Below are 22,548 nucleotides of genomic sequence, written 5' to 3' on the forward strand. Positions count from 1 at the left end.
AAAAAGTGGGGAAGCTACGTAACTAGCTTCCCCACTTCATTTATTTCCTTTATTTTTCAGTTTGATTTAGCGCACTGTTTTTATAACCATAAAAAATATAAATCCCTAAACCAATGATGATAAAAATCATAAAGACGATCCAAGTCATCGCTTGGAAACGCAACATCAACACTACACAAGCTGCCACTAACACTAAAGGCAACACTGGTACCAATGGCATTTTAAATTCGCCGGCTTTGGGTTTACCAGCCATTTTTCTTAGTTTAATAATGCCTAAGCCCATAAACATTAAATAGCTTAAAGCCACAATATTCGTTAACTCAGCTAAAATCCCCATTGGGAACATACCGGCAAAGAACATCGCTACCACACCAGCTACATAAGTCGCATTTTTCGGTGTCCGATGTTTTTCATCCAACTTGCTCATGGCTTTAGGTAATAAGCCATCTTTACTGATTGCGTAAAGTAAGCGGGCTAAAGAATACATCATTGAAATCGTAACTGTTAATAAAGTTAAAATCGCACCTACCGAAATAATTGATCCCACCATGTCATGACCAACGAAACGCATCGCAAAAGCTACCGGATCTTTCACCCCTAATTGACTTGAAGGCACAATCCCCGTTAAAATCAAAGTCACCACGATATATAAAACTGTCGCAATCCCAATCGAACCGATAATCCCGCGGGGAATATCTTTTTGGGGATTTTTAACTTCTTCAGCTGCCATCGCCACCGCATCAAAACCTAAAAAGGCGAAGAACACCAAAGCAGCACCATCCACTACCCCACTAAAACCATAAGGCATAAAAGGTGTCCAATTTCCTGGTTTTACAAAAAAGACGCCTACCACAATAAATAAAATAATAATTGCAAATTTTACATAAACCATCCAGTTGTTTAAACGTAAAGCGGTTTTAGCTTCCAAAGAAACCCAATAAGTGACAAATAATAAAACGATTACCGCGACAATATCAATATAAGTGCCTTTTGCCGGATTATAAGCAGCTGTTAAAGCATGGGGAATTTCGATGCCCATCGCTTTTAAAAAGCCTTGAAAATAGCCCGACCAGCCAGATGCCACCGCCGAAACAGCCAACATAAACTCACAGATTAAAAACCAACCCGTTAGCCAAGCAATCAACTCGCCAAATACGGCATACATATAAGCATAAGCGCCACCTAAAACCGGTACTCGCGAAGCAAATTCCGCAAAACAAAAACCAGCCAATACAACGACAACCGCCGCTAATAAAAAGGACAACGTCAACGCCGGTCCTGCATAAGCTTCCGCTGCTTCTCCTGTAATGACAAAAATCCCGGTTCCAATAATAGCACCAATCCCTAAAAATATTAAATCTTTCGTTTTTAATTCTTTTTTCATACCACTTAAAACACTTGGCTTTAAGCTTTTTTTACGAAAAAGATCCATGATAATTGTTCTCCTCCATTTTTCCCACATTTACTAAAATAACAATCATTGATAGAATAGCACGAATTGCTTAATAACCGCAAATAAATAGCTGAAATTTTTATAAAAAAGCGAAGAGAATGGTTCTCCACACACAAAAAACCTTTCAATCATCTTCTGCAAGAAAATAATTGAAAGGTCCTAAGTTGCTTTATTCAGCTAAATAAGCAACTAAATTTTTGGCATCAACGCCAGCTGCAGCGTAACTAGTAAAATGCTCAGCCAAAGCCGCTAAAACTTTGCGGTTATTGCCTGCAGAATCATTTTCAACTTGTAAAACTAATAGTGGCTCATGCAAACTCATCCGCAATAAAAACCAACCGCTGCCATAAGGGGTATCAACTGTATAACGAACCCCTTCTTCATTTTCAGGGTCAAAGCTAAAGCCTGGTTTATCTACCAAATAAGCAGGCAACTCAGCAATTACTTTTTCTCCTAAAGGACGATAATCAGTTCCCGCTAGTTTAAAACGAAACTCAATCGTTTCAACAGGTTGTTTTAATTCACGAATTATTTCATCAATCGAGCGACCTTCTTTTTGCAGCTGGGGTAATAGCATTAAAATTTTAGCAATCACGTAGGCGCCATCATCTAAGAAATAATTTTCTTTAAAAGCCGCATGACCGCTAGTTTCAATCGCTAATTGACAATCTAAGCCCGCTTCATTTAAGGCAATCGCCTTATTAATGACATTCCGATAGCCTGAAATATAACGAACTTGAATGCCACCTTTTGCTTCAATAAAAGCTTTTAAATGATTGGTGGTTGGTGAATTAGTCACAATGCGGGTACCAGGATGCTCCGCTAAAGTAATGCTACTCAGTACAGCGATTAAATTATTGCGGTTGATGGCCTCACCATTTTTCGCAACAATCGCTGAACGGTCGACATCGGTATCAAAAATTACCCCTAAATCAGCGCCAGTCGCTAAAACCGCAGCCTGAATACTTGCCATCGCTTCCTTATTATCAGGATTCGGAATATGATTTGGAAAATGACCGTCTGGCTCTAAAAATTGTGAACCTGTCGTATCTGCCCCCAAAACTGCTAAAACTTGCTCTGCAAAATAACCACCTGCACCGTTACCAGCATCGACAATAATTTTCAAACCAGCTAATGGTTTTTCAGCCGTTGTCTGCATGCCTTTACGAATTTTAGTTACCAAATCAGCCGCATAAGGTGTAATTAAATCGGCATTGCTGACCGCTCCGGTTTGACCGTTAGTATTTTCTGTCAAATGCGTCAAAATATATTTAATGTCGGCTTTTTCAGCGCCACCTTTACGGCTAAAAATTTTAATACCGTTAAAATAATAAGGCAAGTGGCTGGCAGTTAACATAATACTGGCATCGCAGTCAAACTGCGGAAATTGCGTCGCCATAAACATCGCTGGCGTGGTCGCCATAGCAAAATCAATTACATCGATGCCTTGGCTTAACAAACTATTCATCAAGGCCTCTTTTAAAGCTGGGCCACTTAAACGACTATCATAGCCGATACCCACTTTTAATTTTCCTTGTTGGTAGCCCGTTTCATCCATTTGTCGCAGCCAAGCGACTAAACCTTTACCGATTTCAGCAACAGCTGCTGGTGTTAAATTAGCGGTTTCTGTTTCGTTGGTAATGGCAATTCCCCGAATATCTGAACCATTTTGTAAGGTAGCTAAATCCATTAAAAATCCTCCCAAAAATATTTTTGTATTTCTTGTTAACAATCATTTTATAGAAACTAACTAAAATCTCGCATTTCTTGTATTTTAGCGGCAAAACTAGTTGCTTCGGCTTCGCTACGACAAATAATTAAAATCGTATCTTCACCGGCAACAGTTCCAGCAATTTCTGGATAACTAATATCATCCATCCAATTGGCAACCACATTAGCGCTAGCTAGCGTAGTATGAATAATCACGGTAAATTGAACTTGTTCAATTCGCAAAACATGATCTTTAACAGAAGCTGCCAATTTATCTTCTTTATTGGCCTCTGTTTGTTGTGCAAAAATACCATAGCGAACATTGCCATTATTATCGTGATTTTTTACAATACTTAACTCTCGGACATCTCGCGAAATAGTTGCTTGGGTGGCTTTAACCCCAGCTTCTTCCAGCTTGCTTAACAATTCTTCTTGACTACCAATAACATTTTGCAAAATAATTTGCTTAATCAACTGTTGGCGTTCACTTTTTTTCATGTTACCCTCCATGTTCATTTTTTTCATGGCAATTCATATACCTCTTCATTATAGCAAAAAAGGCAGAAAAAATTTACTTTTTCTGCCTTTTATTATGATTGATGTTCATAAGCGACTTCGACTAAATATAATCCTTCGGGATGAGCGGTGGGTCCCGCAGCATTGCGATCTTTAGCAGCAATGATTTCAGGGATACTAGTCGGATCCATGCGACCATTGCCAATTTTTAAAAGGGTACCCACTAAAATCCGCACCATCTTATACAAAAAGCCATCTCCTCGAAAAGTAAAGACTAATTCATCCCCTGCTGGATTCACCGCTAAGTCCGCTTGATAAATCGTTCGCACTTTATCTTCCACCGAACTACCTGTCGCACAAAAAGAAGTAAAATCATGGGTCCCTAACAAATCAGGTAAAGCTTGCTGAATTAAAGCAATATCAACTGGATAAGGAAAATAGCTAGCGTAAAAACGCCGGAAAGGACTGCGGGGTTTACCAATATCTACCCGAAATTCATAAGTTTTTTCTTGCGCTAAATAGCGAGCATGAAAATCTTCGGCTACAATTGTCACTTCTTTAACCGCAATATCTTCTGGCGATTGAGTATCTAGACCAAAACGCATTTTTTCTAAGGGGCGTTCATAAGGAAAATCAAAATGAATCACTTGTCCTTTGGCATGAACGCCAGCATCAGTGCGTCCGGAACCAAAAACAGTAATCCTTTTACCATTGGCCATTTTAGTTAAAGTTGCTTCCAACTCTCCTTGAACAGTACGGCCATTGGGTTGACTTTGAAAACCATTAAACTTCCTGCCATCATAAGCAATAATCGCTTTATAACGAACCATTCTGCAACTCCTCTCACATTTCCCTTTAAGTAAGTAACAAAAAGACTGGTTTCCCAGCCTTATTGTCTGATGAAAACTAAAATAATTGTTAAAACTGCTAAAGCGATAATCACCAAAGTATCTTTGACATGCCAATCTAACACGCGATATTTACTACGATCGTCGCCACCTTGATAACCACGGGCTTCCATGGCAGTTGCTAAGTCGTCTGCTCGTTTAAAACTGGAAACAAACAAAGGAATCAGCAAAGGTACGACTGCTTTCATTCGCTCAAGGATGCTACCTTCATCAAAGTCCACCCCACGAGCTCGTTGCGCATTCATAATTTTTTCAGTTTCATCCATTAAAGTTGGCACAAAGCGTAGCGCAATTGACAACATCAATGAAATTTCATGTACAGGAAAATGAATGACATTTAAAGGACGTAATAAATATTCAATCGCATCCGCCAACTCCAGTGGTTGCGTCGTTAACGTTAACAAAGTAGACATAAAAATAATCAGAACAAAACGGCAGAAGATAAAAATCCCGTTTTTCACCCCAAAAGCGGTGATACTAAAAATCCCCCAACTCCAATAGGTGATATCTCCTTCGCCACCTTTAGTGAAGAAAATCTGTAGCGCCACCGTGAAAAGCATTAAAAAGATTAACGGGCGCACACCACGAATAAAGTACATCAAATCAATTTTCGATAAAGCAATTGCTCCTAGCGTAAAGGCAGCTACCAATAGATAACTTTGCCAATTATTCGCTAAAAAGATAATCGCAATATAATAAAAACTAGCAATTAATTTAGAACGAGGGTCCAAACGATGAATGACTGAATCACCAGGAATATAACGGCCTAAAATCAATTTATTCATGATTTCCCTCACCTCCTGCTAAATCAACAATCATTTCTGCCAATGCTTCAGCAGTTAACGGTAAATCTGGTAAAACCAAGCCCTTTGCTTGTAATTTCTGAGCAAAATCAGCAGCAGTCGGTACCCCTAATTGTTTGTCTTTCAACCATTGAATGTCGTCAAAAACTTCTTTCGGACTACCATTTTTCACAATCCGGCCTTTTTCTAAAACATAAACATAATCAGCATAATTGGCAACATCATCCATTAAATGCGTAACTAAGACGATTGTTAAATTTTTCTTTTGATGCAACTCTTGAAACATTTGCATCATTTCTTTACGACCTTGTGGATCTAAACCAGCTGTTGGTTCATCTAAAACTAAAATTTCAGGTTCCATCGCTAGCACGCCCGCAATGGCCACCCGACGCATTTGTCCCCCAGATAAATCAAACGGGGAACGCTCTAAATAACTTTCATCTAAGCCCACCAACTGCAGCATTTCTGCTGCTAATTTAGCAGCTTCCTCTTCGCTAACGCCGAAATTTTTTGGGCCAAAAGCAATATCTTTTACAACCGTTTCTTCAAACAATTGCGCTTCGGGAAACTGAAAAACAATGCCGACTTTTTTGCGAATCGGTTTTAAATTTTTATTATCTGAATCTGGCAAAATTTCCCGATCACCAATCCAAACTTTGCCCTTAGTCGGTTTGACTAAAGCATTTAAATGCTGCAACAAAGTGGATTTCCCACTGCCTGTATGACCAACAATTGCTGTATAAGAACCTTCTTTTATGGTTAAATCTAAATCAAATAAAGCTGGTTGCTCAAAAGGTGTATTTTGCTGATAAGTATAGCCTACTTGTTCAAAACGGATGTCCATAACCAATCAATCATCCCTTCTTCAGTTAAATAGCGATCAGGAACCGCAATCCCTTTTTCTTTTAAAGCTAATTTCAATTTTTCAGGAAAAGGTAAATCTAGCCCTAAACTAATTAATTCTGGTCCCGCTGAAAAAATCTCTGCTGGCTGTCCTTCTTTAATCAATTCTCCTTGCTTCATAACAAATATTCGATTGGCATTGGCGGCTTCATCAATATCATGAGTGATGGAAATTACCGTCAAATTGCTCTCTTCTTTAATCTCTTTAATCGTTTGAATCACTTCTTCTCGACCTTCAGGATCCAACATACTAGTCGCTTCATCTAAAATAATAATATCTGGTCGTAAAGCAACTACACCAGCAATGGCTACCCGTTGTTTTTGTCCACCTGATAAACGAGCGGGTTCACGACTGGCAAAATCCCACATGCGAACTTTCGTTAAAGCGGCTTTTACTCGCACTAACATTTCATCACGGGGAACACCTTGATTTTCTAACGCAAAAGCGACATCATCTTCAACTGTTGCACCAACAAACTGATTGTCAGGATTTTGAAAAACCATCCCCACCATTTTGCGGATATCCCAAATGTTTTCAGCATTCAACGGTTTGTCATTAATTGTCACCGCACCATTTTCTGGTAACAGTAAACCATTAATCGTTTTAGCTAAAGTCGATTTTCCTGAGCCATTATGGCCAATGATGGCAATCCATTCTCCTCTTTGAATCTCTAGAGAAACATCTTTTAAAGCATACTTTTCTTCATCATTCGGATATTTAAAATCAATATTTTCTAATTTCACGATTGGTTGCATCACTATTTACACCGCCTAGTTTGGCTGGAACATTAGTTTCATCTTACTGCTAATGCGCTGAGCCTTTTCTTTTTCTATTCATAAGCTGCCTTTATTTCACCACAACTGAAAGATTTCTGCAAATGATACAAAAATAAAGTGCTTTTTTTAAATTAAGACCTGTCAAGACAGTTCATAAGATAAAAAAAACACTTTATGATGAGTGCATACTCTCCAGTTAAAAACTGGAGAGTAGCATCGAGCTAGACTCGGAGCCATTAGCTCCAACATCATAACACTCTAAACTCCACATCTATAAAGTGATAGTTATGTGATTTTTAGACAAGTTCTAAAACTACCATTGGTGCACCGTCACCACGTCTAGGTTCAGTTTTTAAGATACGAGTGTATCCACCTTGACGTTCTGCGTAACGAGGTGCAATATCGTTGAATAACTTTTGTAAAGCTGTTTCAACAACAATTTTTTCTTCTTCTTCACGTACACTTGCGATTTCATTACGAACGAAAGCAGCAGCTTGACGACGTGCATGCAAATCACCACGTTTACCTAAAGTAATCATCTTTTCTGCAGTTGAACGAACTTCTTTCGCGCGTGCTTCAGTTGTAACGATACGTTCGTTAATCAACAAGTCAGTAGTTAAATCACGTAACATAGCTTTACGTTGGCTTGATGTGCGGCCTAATTTACGGTAACTCACGTTGTTTTCCCTCCTTCATTACGTCTTCTACTTAGATAATATCTAAGCATTTCGTAAAAAGTTCTAGTCTTCTCTACGTAATCCTAAACCTAAATCGTGTAATTTAGCTTTAACCTCTTCAAGAGATTTACGGCCTAAGTTACGAACTTTAATCATTTCAGGTTCAGATTTATTTGTTAATTCTTGTACAGTGTTAATGCCTGCACGTTTTAGACAGTTGTATGAGCGAACTGATAAGTCTAATTCTTCAATTGTCATTTCCAACATTTTTTCTTTATGTGTTTCTTCTTTTTCCACCATAATTTCAGCATTTTTGGCTTCATCAGTTAAATTCACAAAGATATCTAAATGTTCAGTCAAGATTTTTGCAGATAAACTCATCGCTTCTAATGGTTCAATTGAACCATCTGTCCAAATTTCCATTGTTAATTTATCGAAGTCATCACGACGACCAACCCGAGTGTTTTCTACTTGGTAGTTTACACGACGAACTGGTGTGTAGATTGAATCAACAGGAAGCATACCGATAGGCATATCTTCTTTTTTATTTTCATCTGCTTGTACATAACCGCGACCTGGTTTAACAGATAAGCGAGCATGGAAGGTAGCACCTTCAGAAACTTCACAGATATACAAATCTTTATTTAGGATTTCAACATCGCTGTCAACGAGAATATCGCCGGCAGTTACTGTTGCAGGTCCAGTAATATCGATTTCAAGGGTTTTTTCTTCTTGGCTATATAACTTAAGTGCCAAACCTTTAATGTTCAGAATGATTTGTGTTACATCTTCTCTCACGCCTTTAACAGTTGAGAATTCATGTAAAACACCATCTATTTGAATATTTGTAATTGCAGCACCCGGCAAAGAAGATAATAAAATACGACGTAGGGAATTCCCTAAAGTAGTTCCATAACCTCTTTCAAGAGGTTCAACAATGAACTTACCATAATCTTTTTTTTCATCGATTTTAGCGATTCTTGGTTTTTCAAATTCAATCATTCTTATCTTTACCCCTTTCAAACGAAACGTCTCTGCTCAATGATGTTTTTAAGTTACTCAAAATGAGCGGCACTCATTAAACACGACGGCGTTTTGGAGGGCGGGCACCATTATGAGGAACTGGAGTTACGTCACGAATTGCTGTTACTTCTAATCCTGTTGCTTGTAATGAACGAATTGCTGCTTCACGTCCAGAACCAGGACCTTTAACTGTTACTTCTACAGTTTTCAAACCATGTTCCATTGCTGCTTTAGTAGCAGTTTCTGCTGCCATTTGCGCTGCGAATGGTGTAGATTTTTTACTTCCTTTAAAACCTAATGAACCAGCTGATGACCATGAAATTGCATTACCGTGTACATCAGTAATCATGACGATTGTATTATTAAATGTTGAATGAATATGGGCAATTCCTGCTTCAATATTCTTTTTCACACGGCGTTTACGATTCACTTTCTTTGCCATGAAATGTTGGCCTCCTTTACTTAAGAATTATTTTTTCTTACCTGCTACTGTGCGAGCTGGGCCTTTACGCGTACGGGCATTGTTTTTCGTGTTTTGTCCACGAGTTGGCAAGCCACGACGATGGCGCATTCCACGGTAAGAACCGATTTCCATTAATCGTTTGATGTTTAAGTTCACTTCACGACGAAGATCACCTTCAACTTTTAATTTATCAACTTCTGCACGAATCGCATCTGTTTGTTCGTTCGTTAAATCACGTACACGTACATCTTCAGATACGCCAGCATTCGCTAATACTTGTTCTGCAGTAGTTCTACCAATACCATAAATATAAGTAAGGGAAACTACGATTCGTTTTTCACGAGGAATATCTACTCCTGCAATACGAGCCATTCTTGTTACACCTCCAATTATCCTTGACGTTGTTTGTGTTTTGGATTTGCTGGGCAAATCACCATAACTCGTCCGTTACGACGAATTACTTTACAATGTTCACACATCGGTTTTACTGATGGTCTTACTTTCATGATTATACCTCCTGTGGTTTTACGGAGTACAATTATTTAAACCGATAGGTAATCCGACCACGGCTCAAATCGTAAGGTGACAGTTCAACTGTTACCTTATCTCCAGGAAGAATTCGAATGTAGTGCATTCTAATCTTACCAGATACGTGAGCAAGTACTTCGTGTCCGTTTTCCAACTCGACTTTAAACATTGCATTCGGCAAAGTTTCGACGACTGTACCTTCGATTTCAATCATATCATCTTTTGCCACGCATAGTACCTCCTTGTACTTGTTTCGTGTATTCACACGATAAAATGGCGGAAACTTCAAGCTCCCACCTTGAACTTTCAACTTGACTCCTTCTAAATAAAACAAATCATCTAGAAGTCGGACTGACATATTTTATCACAAACCGCCACATTTGACAAGAGAAACCACAATTACACAGGTTTGCGCGCAATCACTATTTGTTATCTATAATTGATTTTACATCAACAAAGACTTCATCGATTGGGCGATCGCCGTCGATTGTCTGTAATAAGCCAGCTTCTTTATAATGAGCAAGAATTGGCGAACTACTTTCAATATTAATAGCTAGACGATTTTTAACCGTTTCGGGTTTATCATCTTCTCTTTGGTAAAATTCGTGTCCGCCACAACGATCACAAGTATTTTCAACCTTTGTAGGATTGAAAATTTTATGGTAAGTTGCACCGCAATCACGACAGATAAAACGACCTGCTAAACGATCGACTAACACATCTTCTTTAACAAAAATTTCAATGACAGCATCAATTTTTTTGTTTAAGTCTTTAAGCATTGTATCCAATGCTTGTGCTTGTTCAATTGTTCTTGGAAAACCATCTAACAAAAAGCCATTGGCAGTATCTGGTTCCGCTAATCGTTCTTTCACAATGCCATTAGTCACTTCATCAGGAACAAGCTCACCTTTATCCATAAATGATTTTGCCTCTAAACCTAGGGGCGTTTCATTTTTGATTGCAGCGCGAAACATGTCACCTGTTGAAATTTGAGGAATACCATAAGTATCAATAATTTTTTCAGCTTGAGTTCCTTTACCAGCACCTGGTAAACCCATCAAAATGAGATTCACTATATGTCCTCCTAGTTCATTAGTTTCTAGCTGAAGGAAATTTTCCTAGCAGCCTTCTACTAGATGTGAGAATGGTGCTGAGGTAAAACCTCAACACACACTTCTTATATCTTAATGCATAAAGCCATTATATTTACGTTTCAATAATAGTCCTTCTAATTGTTTAGAAGTATCCAAAGCAACACTGACTAAGATTAGTAAACTTGTTCCTCCAAGACCGATCGCTTGTGGTAAGTTCCATGTATTTTGCGCAATAATTGGCAATAAAGCAATTATGCCTAAATACGCAGCCCCAACAACACTCATACGGGTTAAAAGACCTGAAACAAAATCTTCAGTAGGTTTACCTGGACGAACACTCGGAATATAACTTCCTTGCTTTTGTAAATTTTCAGCCATTTTTTCAGGATTAACTTGAATAAAGGCATAGAAGAATGTGAAGACAACAATTAACACCGTATAAAGGATTGCTCCTGGTGTTGTATTGTAGCTAAACAGTTCCATCATGACTTTATACCAGCCTGCACCTTCAAATTGAGTGCCAAAAGCTCTCAAAATGGTACTTGGCAAGGTAATCAAAGAACCTGCAAAAATTACTGGAATTACGCCAGCAGCGTTGACTTTTAATGGTAAGTAACTACTTTGTGGTGCACCAGTTACGCGTTTTGTGTATTGAATCGGAATTTTGCGTTCTGCTTGTTCGAAGAAAGTTACTGCTGTTACAATAATTAAAATTGCAACAAGTAACACAGCTACAAAGACCGCAGATTTACCAATTCTTGATGGGTCAACGTTAATGAAGTAATCATCAACGATTTCTTTCACAGCACCCGGTACTCGTGAAACAATCCCTGCAAAAATCAGCATAGACACGCCATTACCAATTCCTTTTTCAGTAATCTGCTCACCTAACCATGTCACAAACATTGAACCGGCTGTTAAAATAACACCAATTACAAGGTAAGTTTTGAAATCAGTTTGGTCAGTTACATTGAAAGTTGACAAGCTGTTAAAGCCTGCTGTCAACGCCATTGACTGACCCATACCAATAACTAAAGCGATATAGCGGTTAGCTTGATTCAATTTACGACGACCAACTTCACCTTGTTTGGACCATTCCACAAATTTGGGAACGATATCCATTTGTAAAAGTTGAACGATAATTGAAGCTGTGATGTATGGTGAAACCCCCATTGAGAAAATGGAATAGTTTTCAATTGCACCACCACTAACCATACCTAACATGTTTAGAAAAGGTAGATCACTAAGTTCTTGCAATTTACTCGCATCAACGCCTGGCACGGTAATATGTGCCCCAATTCGAAAGACGATCAGAATGAATAAAGTGAAAAATATTCGTGATCTAATTTCTTTGTCTTTGAAGGCGTCTTTTAAAAGTTTGAACATTAGATCACCTCAACTGATCCACCAGCGGCTTCGATAGCTGTTTTAGCAGCTCCTGAAAATTTAGCAGCTTTAACAGTTAATTTTTTAGTTAATTCGCCGTTAGCTAAAACTTTAATTCCAGCTTTTTCATTTTTCACGATTCCAGCTTCAACTAAAGCAACTGGTGTTACTTCTGCTCCATCTTCAAAGCGGTTTAATACATCTAAGTTGATAACAGCATATTCTTTACGATTTACGTTAGTAAAGCCACGTTTTGGTAAACGACGGAATAAAGGAGTTTGTCCCCCTTCAAAACCTAAACGTACACCACCACCTGAACGAGAATTTTGTCCTTTTTGACCACGACCAGATGTTTTACCGTTACCTGATGAAGTACCACGACCAACACGGTTACGTACTTTGCGAGAGCCTTCTGCAGGTTTTAATTCATGAAGTTTCATTACTTGGCACCTCCTTAATCAATCTAAATCAGAAATTAGACTTCCTCTACGTCAACTAAATGTGAAACAGTGTTAATCATGCCTGTAATAGCAGGATTGACAGTTTTAACAACAGAGCTGTTAACTTTGCCTAAACCTAAAGTTTTCACTGTGTCACGTTGGTTTTGAGGACGACCAATAACACTGCGTTTTAAAGTAATTTTTACTTCAGCCATTATTTATTGTCCTCCTTAACCGATTAATTCTTCTACTGATTTGCCACGCAATTGCGCAACTTCTTCAGCACGTTTTAATTGTTTTAACCCTTCAACAGTTGCGCGAACAACGTTGATTGGTGTATTTGAACCTAAAGATTTAGATGTGATATCTGCTATCCCAGCTAATTCCAATACGGCACGAACTGGTCCACCAGCAGCAACCCCAGAACCTTCTACAGCAGGTTTCATTAGGATACGTCCGCCACCGAATACACCGATAACTTCGTGAGGGATTGAAGAACCGACCATTGGTACTTCAATTAAGTTTTTCTTCGCATCTTCAATTGCTTTACGGATTGCTTCAGGTACTTCTTGTGCTTTACCAGTACCAAATCCTACGTGTCCGTTTTTATCACCTACGACAACTAAAGCTGCGAAACGTAAACGACGTCCACCTTTAACAACTTTTGTTACGCGGTTAATTGAAACAACGCGGTCTTCTAGTTCCATGTATTTTGGATCAATATAAACCATGAATGGTGTTCCTCCTTCTCCTAAAATTCTAGTCCATTTTCGCGAGCTGCTGTTGCTAATGCTGCTACACGGCCATGGTAAAGGTATCCACCACGGTCAAAGACTACTTCTTTAATACCTTTTTCAGCAGCACGTTTTGCTACTAATTCACCGACAGCTGCTGCTTGTTCAGTTTTTGTTCCACCTGAAATTTCTTTATCCATGGCAGAGGCACTTGCAAGCGTCACACCCGCTACGTCATCAATTATTTGTGCGTAGATGTTTTTATTAGAACGGAAAACGTTCAAGCGTGGGCACTCAGCAGTACCAGAGATTTTGTTACGTACACGACGGTGGCGCTTTTGGCGTGTTTTATTTTTATCTGGTTTTGTAATCACAATTGTCACCTCTTTATTTAAGCTAGCCTAAGCCGCTGATAATAGTTGTTGCCAACTATTATTTACCAGTTTTACCTTCTTTACGACGTACGAATTCGCCAACATAACGAATACCTTTGCCTTTGTAAGGTTCTGGAGGACGAACGCCACGAATATTTGCAGCTAATTCGCCAACATCTTCTTTGTTGATGCCTTTAACGATTACTTGTGTGTTAGCAGGCACTTCAACAACCACACCAGCTGGTGGTGTAATTTCTACAGGATGAGAATAACCAACGTTCAATACAAGTTTTGTTCCTTGTAATTGTGCACGGTACCCAACCCCGATTAATTCTAAAGCTTTTTGGAAACCTTCACTGACACCAACAACCATGTTGTTGAAGTTCGCGCGAGTTGTTCCATGAATTGTTTTCATTTCTTTGCTGTCATCTGGACGAGTGAAAGTAACTTCGTTTCCTTCAATGCTCATTTTGATATCAGCAGAAATTTCACGAGTTAATTCGCCTTTAGGTCCTTTAACAGTGACTTGATTACCTTTTTGAGTTACTTCAACTCCTGCAGGTAATACAACAATTTTATTACCAATACGACTCACTTGATGGCACCTCCTTGTTTATTAATTTAAATTACCATACGTAAGCTAATACTTCGCCGCCGACGTTTTTTGCTCTTGCTTCTTTATCAGTGACTACACCTTCAGAAGTAGAGATGATTGCAATACCTAAACCGTTCAATACTTTTGGTACTTCATCAGCTTTTACATAGGCACGCAAACCTGGTTTAGAGATACGTTTCAAGTTTGTAATTACGCGTTCGTCATTTCTACCATATTTAAGGAAAACGCGGATCACACCTTGTTTGTCATCTTCGATATATTCTACATCACGGATGAAACCTTCATTTTTCAAGATTTCAGCGATGTCACGTTTGATTTTTGATGCAGGCACTTCTAAAGATTCGTGCTTAACCATGTTAGCGTTACGAATACGTGTTAGAAAATCTGCAATTGGATCTGTCATGACCATTGAGTGATTTACCTCCTTCACTTTGTTATGCCTAGGTTACTGCCATTGTGCGGTTGCACTAGGCAGAATAAGCATTCCTTGCAAGTTTCTTATTTTTACCAGCTAGCTTTCTTCACGCCGGGAATTTGTCCTTTATAGGCAAGTTCGCGGAAGCAAATACGGCAAAGATGAAATTTACGATAAACTGAATGTGGACGTCCGCAACGTTCGCAACGAGTGTATTCTTGCGTTGAGAATTTTGCAGGGCGTTTGTTTTTAGCAATCATTGATTTTTTAGCCATGTAGTTCGCCTCCTTTAATTATTTTTGGAATGGCATGCCTAATTGTGTCAACAACTCACGAGACTCTTCGTCTGTGTTAGCTGTTGTAACAATAACGATGTCCATACCACGTACTTTATCTACTAAATCATAATCAACTTCTGGGAAAATTAATTGTTCTTTAATACCTAAAGTATAGTTTCCACGACCATCAAAGGCTTTTTTACTAACTCCATGGAAGTCACGTACACGAGGTAAAGAAACTGATACTAATTTATCTAAAAATTCGTACATTCTTTCTCCACGTAAAGTAACTTTAGCGCCGATTGGCATTCCTTCACGTAAGCGGAATCCTGCGATTGATTTTTTAGCTTTGGTAATTAATGGTTTTTGACCAGTAATTAATGCTAACTCTTCCACAGCTTTATCTAAATTTTTAGCGTTTGACACCGCATCACCAACCCCCATGTTGATGACAATCTTATCAACTTTAGGTGTTTGCATTACTGAACTATAATTAAATTTTTCCATCAATGATGGTGTTACTTCTTTAAGATATTTTTCTTTTAGGCGGTTCATTCTTTAGGCCCCTCCTTCCTTACTTTTATTTATCTAAAACTTCACCGGTTTTTTTAGAAAAACGGACTTTTTTGCCGTCTGCTTCTTTGTAGCCAACTCTGCCAGCGACACCATTTGCATCTAAGACCATCACGTTTGACGCTTGTAATGGCGCTTCTTTTTCAACGATTCCGCCTTGAGGAGCAGCTTGAGAAGGTTTTTGGTGTTTTTTAATCATATTGACACCTTCAACCACGACTTTATTTTGTTTAGGAAAGACTTCTAAAACGATGCCTTCTTTATTTTTGTCTTTACCAGTGATAACTTTTACCTTATCGCCTTTTTTAACAAACATGCTTTGTTCGCACCTCCTTTAAGTAAATGCTTCCGATTATAAAACTTCTGGTGCTAGTGAAACGATTTTCATGAAGTTGCCTTCACGTAATTCGCGAGCTACTGGGCCAAAGATACGAGTACCACGAGGGCTCTTGTCGTCACGAATAATTACGGCAGCATTTTCGTCAAATTTGATGTAAGAACCGTCGGCACGACGCGCTCCAGTTTTTGTACGAACGATTACTGCTTTTACAACTTCACCTTTTTTGACAACACCACCTGGCGTTGCTTGTTTAACGGTAGCAACAATAATGTCACCGATATTGGCAGTTTTGCGACCAGATCCGCCTAAGACTTTAATTGTTAAAATCTCTTTAGCGCCTGAGTTGTCTGCAACTTTTAAACGGCTTTCTGTTTGGATCACAGTTGTATCCTCCTTTCAGATTTTGGCTTCAATCTATATAGGAAAATCTCGTGTTATTAGATAATAACTGCTTCTTCGACTACTTCAAGTAAACGGAAACGTTTGGTAGCTGATAATGGACGAGTTTCCATAATTTTCACGATGTCGCCAACTTTAGCTGTGTTGTTTTCATCATGAGCTTTGTATTTTTTAGAATAGTTCATGCGTTTGCCGTAGATTGGGTGGTTTTTCTTAGTTTCGACAGAAACAGTAATTGTTTTGTCCATTTTGTCAGATACCACACGACCTTGGTAAACTTTGCGTTGATTTCTTTCTTCAGTCATACGCGTAATGGCCTCCTTCCACTATTAGTTAGCTTGTTCACGCAATACTGTTTTGATGCGTGCAATCGATTTACGTACTTCTTTAATACGTGCAGTGTTTTCTAATTGACCTGTTGCTAATTGGAATCTAAGATTAAACAATTCTTCTTTCAATTGTTTTTCTTGATCAAGCATTTCGGCAGTGGTTAATTCTCTGATTTCTTTAACCTTCATTCGATTCACCACCCATTTCCTCACGTTTTACGATCTTAGTTTTCATTGGTAATTTGTGAGAAGCAAGTCTTAATGCTTCGCGAGCTACTTCTTCTGGTACGCCAGCAATTTCAAACATGATTTTTTCACGTTTAACTGGTGCTACCCAACCTTCAGGAGCCCCTTTACCTTTACCCATACGTACGCCAATGGCTTTTGATGTATATGATTTATGAGGGAAAATTTTAATCCATACTTTCCCACCACGTTTCATGTAACGAGTCATTGCAATACGGGCTGCTTCAATTTGACGGTTAGTAATCCAATGAGATTCAACAGCTTTTAAGCCATATTCTCCAAAAGATACTTCCTTGCCACCTTTAGCTTCTCCACGCATTTTTCCGCGGAATTCACGACGGTGTTTTACACGTTTAGGTACTAACATGATTAATTCCCTCCTTTCTCAGTGTTCTTTTTAGCTGGAAGGATCTCGCCTCTGTAGATCCACACTTTAACTCCTAATTTTCCGTATGTTGTATCTGCTTCTTCCCAAGCATAATCAATATCTGCACGTAAAGTATGCAATGGCACAGTGCCTTCTGAATACCCTTCGCTACGAGCGATATCCGCGCCGTTCAAACGACCAGATACTTGAGTTTTAATACCTTTAGCTCCTGAACGCATTGTGCGTTGGATAGCTTGTTTTTGTGCACGACGGAAAGCGACACGGTTTTCTAGTTGACGAGCAATTCCTTCGCCGACTAATTTTGCATCTAAATCAGGTTTTTTAATCTCAATAATGTTAATGTGGACTTTTTTACCTGTTAGTTTATTTAATTCTTTTCTTAGGTTTTCGACTTCAGATCCGCCTTTACCAATAACCATTCCTGGTTTAGCTGTGTGGATTGAAACATTAACACGATTTGCAGCGCGCTCAATTTCAATAGTAGACACAGCAGCGTCAGCAAGTTTAGTTGCGATAAACTTACGGATTCTTAAATCTTCGTGTAAGTATTCAGCATACTCTTTTTCAGCATACCATTTTGCATCCCAGTCGCGGATGATGCCTACACGCATTCCAATTGGATGTACTTTTTGACCCACTGATTGTCCCTCCTTATTTTTCTGATACGACTACAGTAATATGACTAGTGCGTTTCATGATTGGTGAAGCTGAACCTTTCGCACGAGGACGGAAACGTTTCATTGTTGGTCCTTCATTTACGTAAGCTTCACTTACAACTAAGTTTTCAACATCTAAGTCGAAATTATTTTCTGCGTTAGCAACTGCTGACATTAATACTTTTTCAATTAAGCCTGCAGCTTTGTTTGGCGTGAATTTCAAAATTGAAATTGCATCCGCCACGCTTTTCCCTCTGATAAGGTCGATTACTAAACGTGCTTTACGAGGTGAAGTGCGAACTGTTTTAGCAATTGCTTTCGCTGATGTGATTTGTTCTGCCATTGGAAATTTATCCTCCCCTCAAATTAACGTCTAGTTTTCTTATCATCGGCGGCATGCCCACGATAAGTTCTAGTTGGTGCAAATTCACCTAATTTATGTCCTACCATGTCTTCTTGAATGTAAACTGGTACATGTTTGCGGCCATCATAAACTGCGATAGTGTAACCTACGAAGTTCGGGAAAATTGTTGAGCGACGAGACCAAGTTTTGATAACTTTTTTCTTCTCAGAACCTGCTTGTGCTTCAACTTTTTTCATCAAATGATCATCACAAAATGGACCTTTTTTTAAACTACGACCCATGGTGAACCTCCTCTCAAAATTTGCGACACACGGTCTAAAAGATTATTTATTTTTACGACGAACAATAAGTTTGTCTGATTTAGCTTTTTTGTTACGAGTTTTGTAACCAATAGCTGGTTGGCCCCAAGGTGAAACTGGCGCTTTACGTCCGATTGGTGCTTTACCTTCACCACCACCGTGTGGGTGATCGTTAGGGTTCATTACGCTACCACGAACAGTTGGGCGTTTACGCATCCAACGAGAACGACCGGCTTTACCAATGTTGATTAATTCGTGTTGTTCGTTACCAACAGCACCGATTGTAGCACGGCAAGTTGCTAAGATCATACGAACTTCACCAGAGTTTAAGCGGATTAATACGTATTTGCCTTCTTTACCAAGCAATTGAGCGCTTGTTCCAGCCGAACGAATTAATTGTCCACCTTTACCAGGTTTCATTTCAATGTTGTGAATCACAGTACCTACTGGGATATTTGCTAATGGAAGTGCGTTACCAACTTTAATATCGGCTTCTGGGCCAGATACAACAGTCATACCTACTTCTAATCCTTTTGGTGCTAAGATGTATGTTTTAATCCCATCTTCGTAATGCAACAAAGCAATGTTTGCAGAACGGTTTGGATCATATTCAATCGTTTTAACATGTGCGACAACGTTATCTTTGTTACGTTTGAAGTCGATCACACGATATTGACGTTTGTGGCCGCCACCTTGATGACGAACTGTAATACGTCCGTTATTGTTACGACCGGCGTTGTTTTTCAAAGGTTGTAACAATGTTTTCTCAGGTGTTGAAGTTGTAATTTCAGCAAAGTCTGAGCTTGTCATGTTACGACGACCATTTGTGGTAGGTTTGTACTTTTTAATCGCCACGTCTATTCCCTCCTAATTTTTTATTTTATCCTTCAACGCTTATTCAGCTTCGAAAATTTGAATTTCTTTTGAATCTTCAGTTAAGGTAACAACCGCTTTGCGACGTTTTTTAGTGTAACCAGCGTATTTACCCATGCGTTTGAATTTAGGACGCACGTTGATGATATTTACGTTCTTCACTTTTACGTCGAAGGCTGCTTCAACTGCTTGTTTTACTAATGTCTTATTGGCATGTGTATCCACTTCGAAAGTGTATTTTTTTTCGTCCATAGCAAGCATTGATTTCTCAGTGATTACTGGGCGTTTAATTACGTCTAATAAGTTCATTATGCAAGCACCTCCTCAATTTGAGTAAGAGCAGTTTGTGTTGCTAACATTTTATCGCTTGATACAACGTCAAGAACGCTGATATTATCAGAGAAAACTACTGATACTTTAGGTAAGTTGCGTGCTGCTAATGCTGCAAAGTCATTATCAGGTTCAACAACTACCAATACTTTAGATTCAATTGATAAGTTAGCAAGAACTTGCTTGAATTCTTTTGTTTTTGGTGCTTCAAAGCTTAACGCTTCAACTGCTACCAAGTTATTTGAAGCAACTTTTTCTGATAATACAGATTTCATTGCTAAACGACGAACTTTTTTAGGAAGTTTGTAGCTGTATGAACGTGGTGTTGGTCCGAAGACAACGCCCCCTCCACGCCATTGTGGTGAACGAATAGAACCTTGACGCGCACGGCCAGTTCCTTTTTGACGCCATGGTTTGCGGCCACCGCCACGAACAGCGCTACGATTTTTCACTGCGTGTGTTCCTTGTCTTAATGAAGCACGTTGCATAACGATTGCATCGTATACAACACTTTCATTTGGTTCAATTCCGAAGATTTCTTCGTTTAAAGTGATTTCGCCATTTTGGCTACCATCTTGTTTGAATAATGCTACATTCGGCATTCCTTAGTTCCTCCTTTCCTCTACATGTAATTATTTAGCTTTAACAGCTGATTTGATTGTAATTAATGATTTTTTAGCTCCAGGAACGTTACCTTTAATTAAGATTACGTTTCTTTCTGCATCAACGCGAACGATTTCCAAGTTTTGGATTGTTACGCGATCGCCACCCATACGGCCAGCAAGTTTTTTATTTTTGAAAACACGGTTAGGTGCAACTGGACCCATTGACCCAGGACGACGATGATAACGAGAACCGTGAGCCATTGGTCCGCGGCTTTGGCCGTGACGTTTAATAACCCCTTGGAATCCTTTACCTTTTGAAGTCCCTGTAACATCAATAATGTCTCCTGCTTGGAAAACATCAACTGTAATTTCTTTTCCTACTTCATATTCTCCCAGCTCAACATTTCTGAATTCTCGAATGAAGCGCTTAGGAGCCGTGTTTGCTTTTGCAACATGACCTTTCGCAGGTTTGTTTGACAAAACTTCACGCATATCTTGGTAACCAACTTGAATAGCTTCGTAGCCATCAGTTTCAACAGTTTTCACTTGTAAAACTACGTTTGGAGTAGCTTCTACAACGGTAACTGGAATAAGTTCACCAGATTCAGTAAAGATTTGCGTCATCCCCACTTTTTTCCCTAAGATTCCTTTGGTCATGAGTACACCTCCATCTTAATTTTTTTCTTATAGTTTGATTTCAATATTCACACCTGATGGTAAGTCAAGCTTCATTAAAGCATCGACAGTCTTTGGTGTTGGGTTCACAATGTCGATAAGACGTTTGTGAGTACGCATTTCGAATTGTTCGCGTGAATCTTTGTATTTATGAGTCGCACGAATAACTGTGTACAAACTGCGTTCAGTTGGTAATGGAATTGGACCAGATACACTAGCACCAGTTCTTTTTGCAGTTTCCACGATTTTATCCGCTGATTGATCTAAAATACGATGTTCATACGCTTTTAAACGGATACGAATTTTTTGTTTTGCCATCTTGTTCCCTCCTTCGTCTATTTTGAAAGTAGACATAGCTCCACGAAAATTTCCGTCACGCTCGTTCGTGGCAAAGCGTCCGGGCGTGTCGCAACCTCTCGTTTCTTAGCCGGTAGGATTTTTTTCACCCCTACCAATGCTTTTCCGTGTTTCCACAGACAGCACCTTTGTCATTATAGTATAAAAATCGAGGCGGTGCAAGCTTTTTTTGCGTTTTCAGCAATTTTCTTTTGTTAATTTTCAATCACTGATTTCGGCAAAAAAACTCCCTAAAAGAAAACTTTTTATAAAAATTATTTTTTTCTCTGAAAACTTCATTTATAAATAGAAAAAAATAATAATTTCGATAAAAAATAAGTTGAGCATCAATGCCCAACTTATCCCAACTCATTCTATTACCTCTTCAAAACCTCTCCCTAGCAACGTCTTTTCAACTTTTCCCATGCTGACATAAGCATTTTTACCGCCTTGCTCAGCAAGTTCTTCTTCTACGCCTTGCAACGCTGCAAATTCAACTAAATCCACCTTTTTGTAATCAATAATCGCAGTTTTCACCACACGATCTTTTTGATAATCTATTTCAATCGTGTAACCATCACATACTTCTTCTTCAAGTTCGTCGGAAAACTGTTCTTCGGCTTCTTCTTCCGAACGAACGCCAAATACATCATAGAAAATGGTAATACGTATCGTGTTTTCAGTTACAACATTACCGCTACATTCAAAAACCATCTCCGTCTCCATCATACTCGCTACCTCTTGTTTAAAAACTCTCGTTTCTTTTTTCGCAAAACAACCAACTAAAGTTCCCAACACCAATAAAACTACCCCGGAAAATACAACCCTTTTTAAAATCTTTTCCATTTCTCCAACTCCTTCGCTTTCTTTTTTATACCTTCTCAAAAAATATCGTAACTTATCCAAAGCTAAACAGCAATACTTTTCAAAATTATCCTTCTCAATCAGCACCACCCTTCAAAAGGGTGGTTTGCTCTGGGGCTATAAGCCCCTAAAACCGGCCAGCGCCTAAAGACGCTGGCTTTTCACATTTCATG

At 38.9% G+C, this 22,548-nt stretch carries 37 protein-coding genes; all 37 read right to left on the reverse strand.

Annotated features, from left to right (window positions below):
- Positions 1–49: 49 nt before the first annotated feature.
- Positions 50–1,432: an amino acid permease gene (locus M2139_RS10220; protein WP_280738748.1), complete on the reverse strand. Its 1,383-nt coding sequence runs from the start codon at positions 1,430–1,432 to the stop codon at positions 50–52.
- Between the two features lie 190 nt (positions 1,433–1,622).
- Positions 1,623–3,143: a phosphomannomutase/phosphoglucomutase gene (locus tag M2139_RS10225; RefSeq protein ID WP_280738747.1), complete on the reverse strand. Its 1,521-nt coding sequence runs from the start codon at positions 3,141–3,143 to the stop codon at positions 1,623–1,625.
- 56 nt (positions 3,144–3,199) lie between these two features.
- Positions 3,200–3,661, reverse strand: coding sequence for an arginine repressor (gene argR / locus M2139_RS10230; protein WP_280738746.1), 462 nt, complete (start codon positions 3,659–3,661; stop codon positions 3,200–3,202).
- Between the two features lie 92 nt (positions 3,662–3,753).
- Positions 3,754–4,509: a tRNA pseudouridine(38-40) synthase TruA gene (gene truA / locus M2139_RS10235; RefSeq protein ID WP_280738745.1), complete on the reverse strand. Its 756-nt coding sequence runs from the start codon at positions 4,507–4,509 to the stop codon at positions 3,754–3,756.
- A gap of 59 nt (positions 4,510–4,568) precedes the next feature.
- Entirely contained in the window at positions 4,569–5,375 is an 807-nt protein-coding gene (locus tag M2139_RS10240) for an energy-coupling factor transporter transmembrane component T (protein WP_280738779.1), read from the reverse strand.
- Positions 5,365–6,234 (reverse strand): energy-coupling factor ABC transporter ATP-binding protein, encoded by an 870-nt coding sequence (locus M2139_RS10245; protein WP_280738778.1) that lies wholly within the window; start codon positions 6,232–6,234, stop codon positions 5,365–5,367. The genes M2139_RS10240 and M2139_RS10245 overlap by 11 nt, the downstream gene beginning before the upstream one ends.
- The gene (locus tag M2139_RS10250; RefSeq protein ID WP_280738777.1) at positions 6,210–7,049 is read right to left on the reverse strand and encodes an energy-coupling factor ABC transporter ATP-binding protein; all 840 of its coding nucleotides are present in this window, start codon (positions 7,047–7,049) and stop codon (positions 6,210–6,212) included. Before M2139_RS10250 ends, M2139_RS10245 begins: the two co-directional genes overlap by 25 nt.
- A gap of 317 nt (positions 7,050–7,366) precedes the next feature.
- On the reverse strand, positions 7,367–7,747 hold the full coding sequence (gene rplQ, locus M2139_RS10255) for a 50S ribosomal protein L17 (protein ID WP_280738744.1): 381 nt from the start codon (positions 7,745–7,747) through the stop codon (positions 7,367–7,369).
- Positions 7,748–7,810: 63 nt separating this feature from the next.
- The gene (locus tag M2139_RS10260; protein WP_280738743.1) at positions 7,811–8,749 is read right to left on the reverse strand and encodes a DNA-directed RNA polymerase subunit alpha; all 939 of its coding nucleotides are present in this window, start codon (positions 8,747–8,749) and stop codon (positions 7,811–7,813) included.
- Between the two features lie 76 nt (positions 8,750–8,825).
- On the reverse strand, positions 8,826–9,212 hold the full coding sequence (gene rpsK / locus M2139_RS10265; RefSeq protein ID WP_280738742.1) for a 30S ribosomal protein S11: 387 nt from the start codon (positions 9,210–9,212) through the stop codon (positions 8,826–8,828).
- 27 nt (positions 9,213–9,239) lie between these two features.
- A complete protein-coding gene (rpsM, locus tag M2139_RS10270; RefSeq protein WP_280738741.1) occupies positions 9,240–9,605 on the reverse strand; it encodes a 30S ribosomal protein S13 in 366 nt (121 codons plus the stop codon).
- 17 nt (positions 9,606–9,622) lie between these two features.
- Positions 9,623–9,739, reverse strand: coding sequence for a 50S ribosomal protein L36 (rpmJ, locus tag M2139_RS10275; RefSeq protein WP_010742772.1), 117 nt, complete (start codon positions 9,737–9,739; stop codon positions 9,623–9,625).
- A gap of 32 nt (positions 9,740–9,771) precedes the next feature.
- Positions 9,772–9,990, reverse strand: coding sequence for a translation initiation factor IF-1 (infA, locus tag M2139_RS10280; protein WP_010756460.1), 219 nt, complete (start codon positions 9,988–9,990; stop codon positions 9,772–9,774).
- Positions 9,991–10,183: 193 nt separating this feature from the next.
- Entirely contained in the window at positions 10,184–10,834 is a 651-nt protein-coding gene (locus tag M2139_RS10285; protein ID WP_280738740.1) for an adenylate kinase, read from the reverse strand.
- Between the two features lie 111 nt (positions 10,835–10,945).
- The gene (gene secY, locus M2139_RS10290) at positions 10,946–12,241 is read right to left on the reverse strand and encodes a preprotein translocase subunit SecY (RefSeq protein WP_280738739.1); all 1,296 of its coding nucleotides are present in this window, start codon (positions 12,239–12,241) and stop codon (positions 10,946–10,948) included.
- Complete coding sequence (rplO, locus tag M2139_RS10295) at positions 12,241–12,681, reverse strand: 50S ribosomal protein L15 (RefSeq protein ID WP_280738738.1); 441 nt, start codon at positions 12,679–12,681, stop codon at positions 12,241–12,243. Before rplO ends, secY begins: the two co-directional genes overlap by 1 nt.
- A gap of 35 nt (positions 12,682–12,716) precedes the next feature.
- Positions 12,717–12,896 (reverse strand): 50S ribosomal protein L30, encoded by a 180-nt coding sequence (gene rpmD, locus M2139_RS10300; protein ID WP_280738737.1) that lies wholly within the window; start codon positions 12,894–12,896, stop codon positions 12,717–12,719.
- A gap of 15 nt (positions 12,897–12,911) precedes the next feature.
- Positions 12,912–13,412: a 30S ribosomal protein S5 gene (gene rpsE / locus M2139_RS10305; protein WP_280738736.1), complete on the reverse strand. Its 501-nt coding sequence runs from the start codon at positions 13,410–13,412 to the stop codon at positions 12,912–12,914.
- 20 nt (positions 13,413–13,432) lie between these two features.
- The gene (gene rplR, locus M2139_RS10310; protein ID WP_280738735.1) at positions 13,433–13,789 is read right to left on the reverse strand and encodes a 50S ribosomal protein L18; all 357 of its coding nucleotides are present in this window, start codon (positions 13,787–13,789) and stop codon (positions 13,433–13,435) included.
- Positions 13,790–13,847: 58 nt separating this feature from the next.
- The gene (rplF, locus tag M2139_RS10315) at positions 13,848–14,384 is read right to left on the reverse strand and encodes a 50S ribosomal protein L6 (RefSeq protein WP_280738734.1); all 537 of its coding nucleotides are present in this window, start codon (positions 14,382–14,384) and stop codon (positions 13,848–13,850) included.
- A gap of 31 nt (positions 14,385–14,415) precedes the next feature.
- Entirely contained in the window at positions 14,416–14,814 is a 399-nt protein-coding gene (rpsH, locus tag M2139_RS10320; RefSeq protein WP_280738733.1) for a 30S ribosomal protein S8, read from the reverse strand.
- Between the two features lie 95 nt (positions 14,815–14,909).
- Positions 14,910–15,095, reverse strand: a complete 186-nt coding sequence (locus M2139_RS10325) for a type Z 30S ribosomal protein S14 (RefSeq protein ID WP_003128010.1) — start codon at positions 15,093–15,095, stop codon at positions 14,910–14,912.
- 18 nt (positions 15,096–15,113) lie between these two features.
- Positions 15,114–15,653, reverse strand: coding sequence for a 50S ribosomal protein L5 (rplE, locus tag M2139_RS10330; protein WP_280738732.1), 540 nt, complete (start codon positions 15,651–15,653; stop codon positions 15,114–15,116).
- A gap of 25 nt (positions 15,654–15,678) precedes the next feature.
- Positions 15,679–15,987: a 50S ribosomal protein L24 gene (rplX, locus tag M2139_RS10335; protein WP_280738731.1), complete on the reverse strand. Its 309-nt coding sequence runs from the start codon at positions 15,985–15,987 to the stop codon at positions 15,679–15,681.
- Between the two features lie 36 nt (positions 15,988–16,023).
- Positions 16,024–16,392, reverse strand: coding sequence for a 50S ribosomal protein L14 (gene rplN, locus M2139_RS10340; protein ID WP_280738730.1), 369 nt, complete (start codon positions 16,390–16,392; stop codon positions 16,024–16,026).
- Between the two features lie 56 nt (positions 16,393–16,448).
- Positions 16,449–16,715 carry a 30S ribosomal protein S17 gene (gene rpsQ, locus M2139_RS10345; RefSeq protein WP_280738729.1) on the reverse strand — a complete coding sequence of 89 codons (267 nt, stop codon included), beginning with the start codon at positions 16,713–16,715 and terminating at the stop codon, positions 16,449–16,451.
- Positions 16,716–16,739: 24 nt separating this feature from the next.
- Positions 16,740–16,928: a 50S ribosomal protein L29 gene (gene rpmC, locus M2139_RS10350; protein ID WP_161870262.1), complete on the reverse strand. Its 189-nt coding sequence runs from the start codon at positions 16,926–16,928 to the stop codon at positions 16,740–16,742.
- Positions 16,918–17,352: a 50S ribosomal protein L16 gene (rplP, locus tag M2139_RS10355; protein ID WP_280738728.1), complete on the reverse strand. Its 435-nt coding sequence runs from the start codon at positions 17,350–17,352 to the stop codon at positions 16,918–16,920. Before rplP ends, rpmC begins: the two co-directional genes overlap by 11 nt.
- 2 nt (positions 17,353–17,354) lie before the next feature.
- A complete protein-coding gene (rpsC, locus tag M2139_RS10360) occupies positions 17,355–18,011 on the reverse strand; it encodes a 30S ribosomal protein S3 (RefSeq protein ID WP_280738727.1) in 657 nt (218 codons plus the stop codon).
- 13 nt (positions 18,012–18,024) lie between these two features.
- Entirely contained in the window at positions 18,025–18,372 is a 348-nt protein-coding gene (gene rplV / locus M2139_RS10365; RefSeq protein WP_280738726.1) for a 50S ribosomal protein L22, read from the reverse strand.
- Positions 18,373–18,395: 23 nt separating this feature from the next.
- Complete coding sequence (gene rpsS / locus M2139_RS10370; protein WP_280738725.1) at positions 18,396–18,674, reverse strand: 30S ribosomal protein S19; 279 nt, start codon at positions 18,672–18,674, stop codon at positions 18,396–18,398.
- 42 nt (positions 18,675–18,716) lie between these two features.
- A complete protein-coding gene (gene rplB / locus M2139_RS10375; RefSeq protein ID WP_280738724.1) occupies positions 18,717–19,547 on the reverse strand; it encodes a 50S ribosomal protein L2 in 831 nt (276 codons plus the stop codon).
- 39 nt (positions 19,548–19,586) lie between these two features.
- Positions 19,587–19,874: a 50S ribosomal protein L23 gene (gene rplW, locus M2139_RS10380; protein ID WP_280738723.1), complete on the reverse strand. Its 288-nt coding sequence runs from the start codon at positions 19,872–19,874 to the stop codon at positions 19,587–19,589.
- A complete protein-coding gene (rplD, locus tag M2139_RS10385) occupies positions 19,874–20,497 on the reverse strand; it encodes a 50S ribosomal protein L4 (protein WP_280738722.1) in 624 nt (207 codons plus the stop codon). The genes rplW and rplD overlap by 1 nt, the downstream gene beginning before the upstream one ends.
- A gap of 30 nt (positions 20,498–20,527) precedes the next feature.
- Positions 20,528–21,157 (reverse strand): 50S ribosomal protein L3, encoded by a 630-nt coding sequence (gene rplC / locus M2139_RS10390; protein WP_280738721.1) that lies wholly within the window; start codon positions 21,155–21,157, stop codon positions 20,528–20,530.
- A 27-nt stretch (positions 21,158–21,184) separates the two neighbouring features.
- Positions 21,185–21,493, reverse strand: a complete 309-nt coding sequence (rpsJ, locus tag M2139_RS10395) for a 30S ribosomal protein S10 (protein ID WP_005880808.1) — start codon at positions 21,491–21,493, stop codon at positions 21,185–21,187.
- A gap of 387 nt (positions 21,494–21,880) precedes the next feature.
- Positions 21,881–22,357, reverse strand: coding sequence for a DUF1307 domain-containing protein (locus tag M2139_RS10400; RefSeq protein WP_280738720.1), 477 nt, complete (start codon positions 22,355–22,357; stop codon positions 21,881–21,883).
- Between the last annotated feature and the right edge of the window lie 191 nt (positions 22,358–22,548).

It is taken from the genome of Enterococcus sp. PF1-24, assembly GCF_029893325.1.
Classification (GTDB): domain Bacteria; phylum Bacillota; class Bacilli; order Lactobacillales; family Enterococcaceae; genus HY326.

What these genes read in the sequence shown, in the direction of transcription:
- M2139_RS10220 (WP_280738748.1), bottom strand. Translation starts at nt 1,432, where the DNA reads ATGGATCTTTTTCGTAAAAAAAGCTTAAAGCCAAGTGTTTTAAGTGGT.
- M2139_RS10225 (WP_280738747.1), bottom strand. Translation starts at nt 3,143, where the DNA reads ATGGATTTAGCTACCTTACAAAATGGTTCAGATATTCGGGGAATTGCC.
- argR (WP_280738746.1), bottom strand. Translation starts at nt 3,661, where the DNA reads ATGAAAAAAAGTGAACGCCAACAGTTGATTAAGCAAATTATTTTGCAA.
- truA (WP_280738745.1), bottom strand. Translation starts at nt 4,509, where the DNA reads ATGGTTCGTTATAAAGCGATTATTGCTTATGATGGCAGGAAGTTTAAT.
- M2139_RS10245 (WP_280738778.1), bottom strand. Translation starts at nt 6,234, where the DNA reads ATGGACATCCGTTTTGAACAAGTAGGCTATACTTATCAGCAAAATACA.
- M2139_RS10250 (WP_280738777.1), bottom strand. Translation starts at nt 7,049, where the DNA reads ATGCAACCAATCGTGAAATTAGAAAATATTGATTTTAAATATCCGAAT.
- M2139_RS10260 (WP_280738743.1), bottom strand. Translation starts at nt 8,749, where the DNA reads ATGATTGAATTTGAAAAACCAAGAATCGCTAAAATCGATGAAAAAAAA.
- rpsK (WP_280738742.1), bottom strand. Translation starts at nt 9,212, where the DNA reads ATGGCAAAGAAAGTGAATCGTAAACGCCGTGTGAAAAAGAATATTGAA.
- rpsM (WP_280738741.1), bottom strand. Translation starts at nt 9,605, where the DNA reads ATGGCTCGTATTGCAGGAGTAGATATTCCTCGTGAAAAACGAATCGTA.
- rpmJ (WP_010742772.1), bottom strand. Translation starts at nt 9,739, where the DNA reads ATGAAAGTAAGACCATCAGTAAAACCGATGTGTGAACATTGTAAAGTA.
- secY (WP_280738739.1), bottom strand. Translation starts at nt 12,241, where the DNA reads ATGTTCAAACTTTTAAAAGACGCCTTCAAAGACAAAGAAATTAGATCA.
- rplO (WP_280738738.1), bottom strand. Translation starts at nt 12,681, where the DNA reads ATGAAACTTCATGAATTAAAACCTGCAGAAGGCTCTCGCAAAGTACGT.
- rpmD (WP_280738737.1), bottom strand. Translation starts at nt 12,896, where the DNA reads ATGGCTGAAGTAAAAATTACTTTAAAACGCAGTGTTATTGGTCGTCCT.
- rpsE (WP_280738736.1), bottom strand. Translation starts at nt 13,412, where the DNA reads ATGGTTTATATTGATCCAAAATACATGGAACTAGAAGACCGCGTTGTT.
- rpsH (WP_280738733.1), bottom strand. Translation starts at nt 14,814, where the DNA reads ATGGTCATGACAGATCCAATTGCAGATTTTCTAACACGTATTCGTAAC.
- M2139_RS10325 (WP_003128010.1), bottom strand. Translation starts at nt 15,095, where the DNA reads ATGGCTAAAAAATCAATGATTGCTAAAAACAAACGCCCTGCAAAATTC.
- rplE (WP_280738732.1), bottom strand. Translation starts at nt 15,653, where the DNA reads ATGAACCGCCTAAAAGAAAAATATCTTAAAGAAGTAACACCATCATTG.
- rplX (WP_280738731.1), bottom strand. Translation starts at nt 15,987, where the DNA reads ATGTTTGTTAAAAAAGGCGATAAGGTAAAAGTTATCACTGGTAAAGAC.
- rpsQ (WP_280738729.1), bottom strand. Translation starts at nt 16,715, where the DNA reads ATGACTGAAGAAAGAAATCAACGCAAAGTTTACCAAGGTCGTGTGGTA.
- rpmC (WP_161870262.1), bottom strand. Translation starts at nt 16,928, where the DNA reads ATGAAGGTTAAAGAAATCAGAGAATTAACCACTGCCGAAATGCTTGAT.
- rplP (WP_280738728.1), bottom strand. Translation starts at nt 17,352, where the DNA reads ATGTTAGTACCTAAACGTGTAAAACACCGTCGTGAATTCCGCGGAAAA.
- rplV (WP_280738726.1), bottom strand. Translation starts at nt 18,372, where the DNA reads ATGGCAGAACAAATCACATCAGCGAAAGCAATTGCTAAAACAGTTCGC.
- rpsS (WP_280738725.1), bottom strand. Translation starts at nt 18,674, where the DNA reads ATGGGTCGTAGTTTAAAAAAAGGTCCATTTTGTGATGATCATTTGATG.
- rplW (WP_280738723.1), bottom strand. Translation starts at nt 19,874, where the DNA reads ATGAACTTATTAGACGTAATTAAACGCCCAGTAATCACTGAGAAATCA.
- rplD (WP_280738722.1), bottom strand. Translation starts at nt 20,497, where the DNA reads ATGCCGAATGTAGCATTATTCAAACAAGATGGTAGCCAAAATGGCGAA.
- rplC (WP_280738721.1), bottom strand. Translation starts at nt 21,157, where the DNA reads ATGACCAAAGGAATCTTAGGGAAAAAAGTGGGGATGACGCAAATCTTT.
- rpsJ (WP_005880808.1), bottom strand. Translation starts at nt 21,493, where the DNA reads ATGGCAAAACAAAAAATTCGTATCCGTTTAAAAGCGTATGAACATCGT.
- M2139_RS10400 (WP_280738720.1), bottom strand. Translation starts at nt 22,357, where the DNA reads ATGGAAAAGATTTTAAAAAGGGTTGTATTTTCCGGGGTAGTTTTATTG.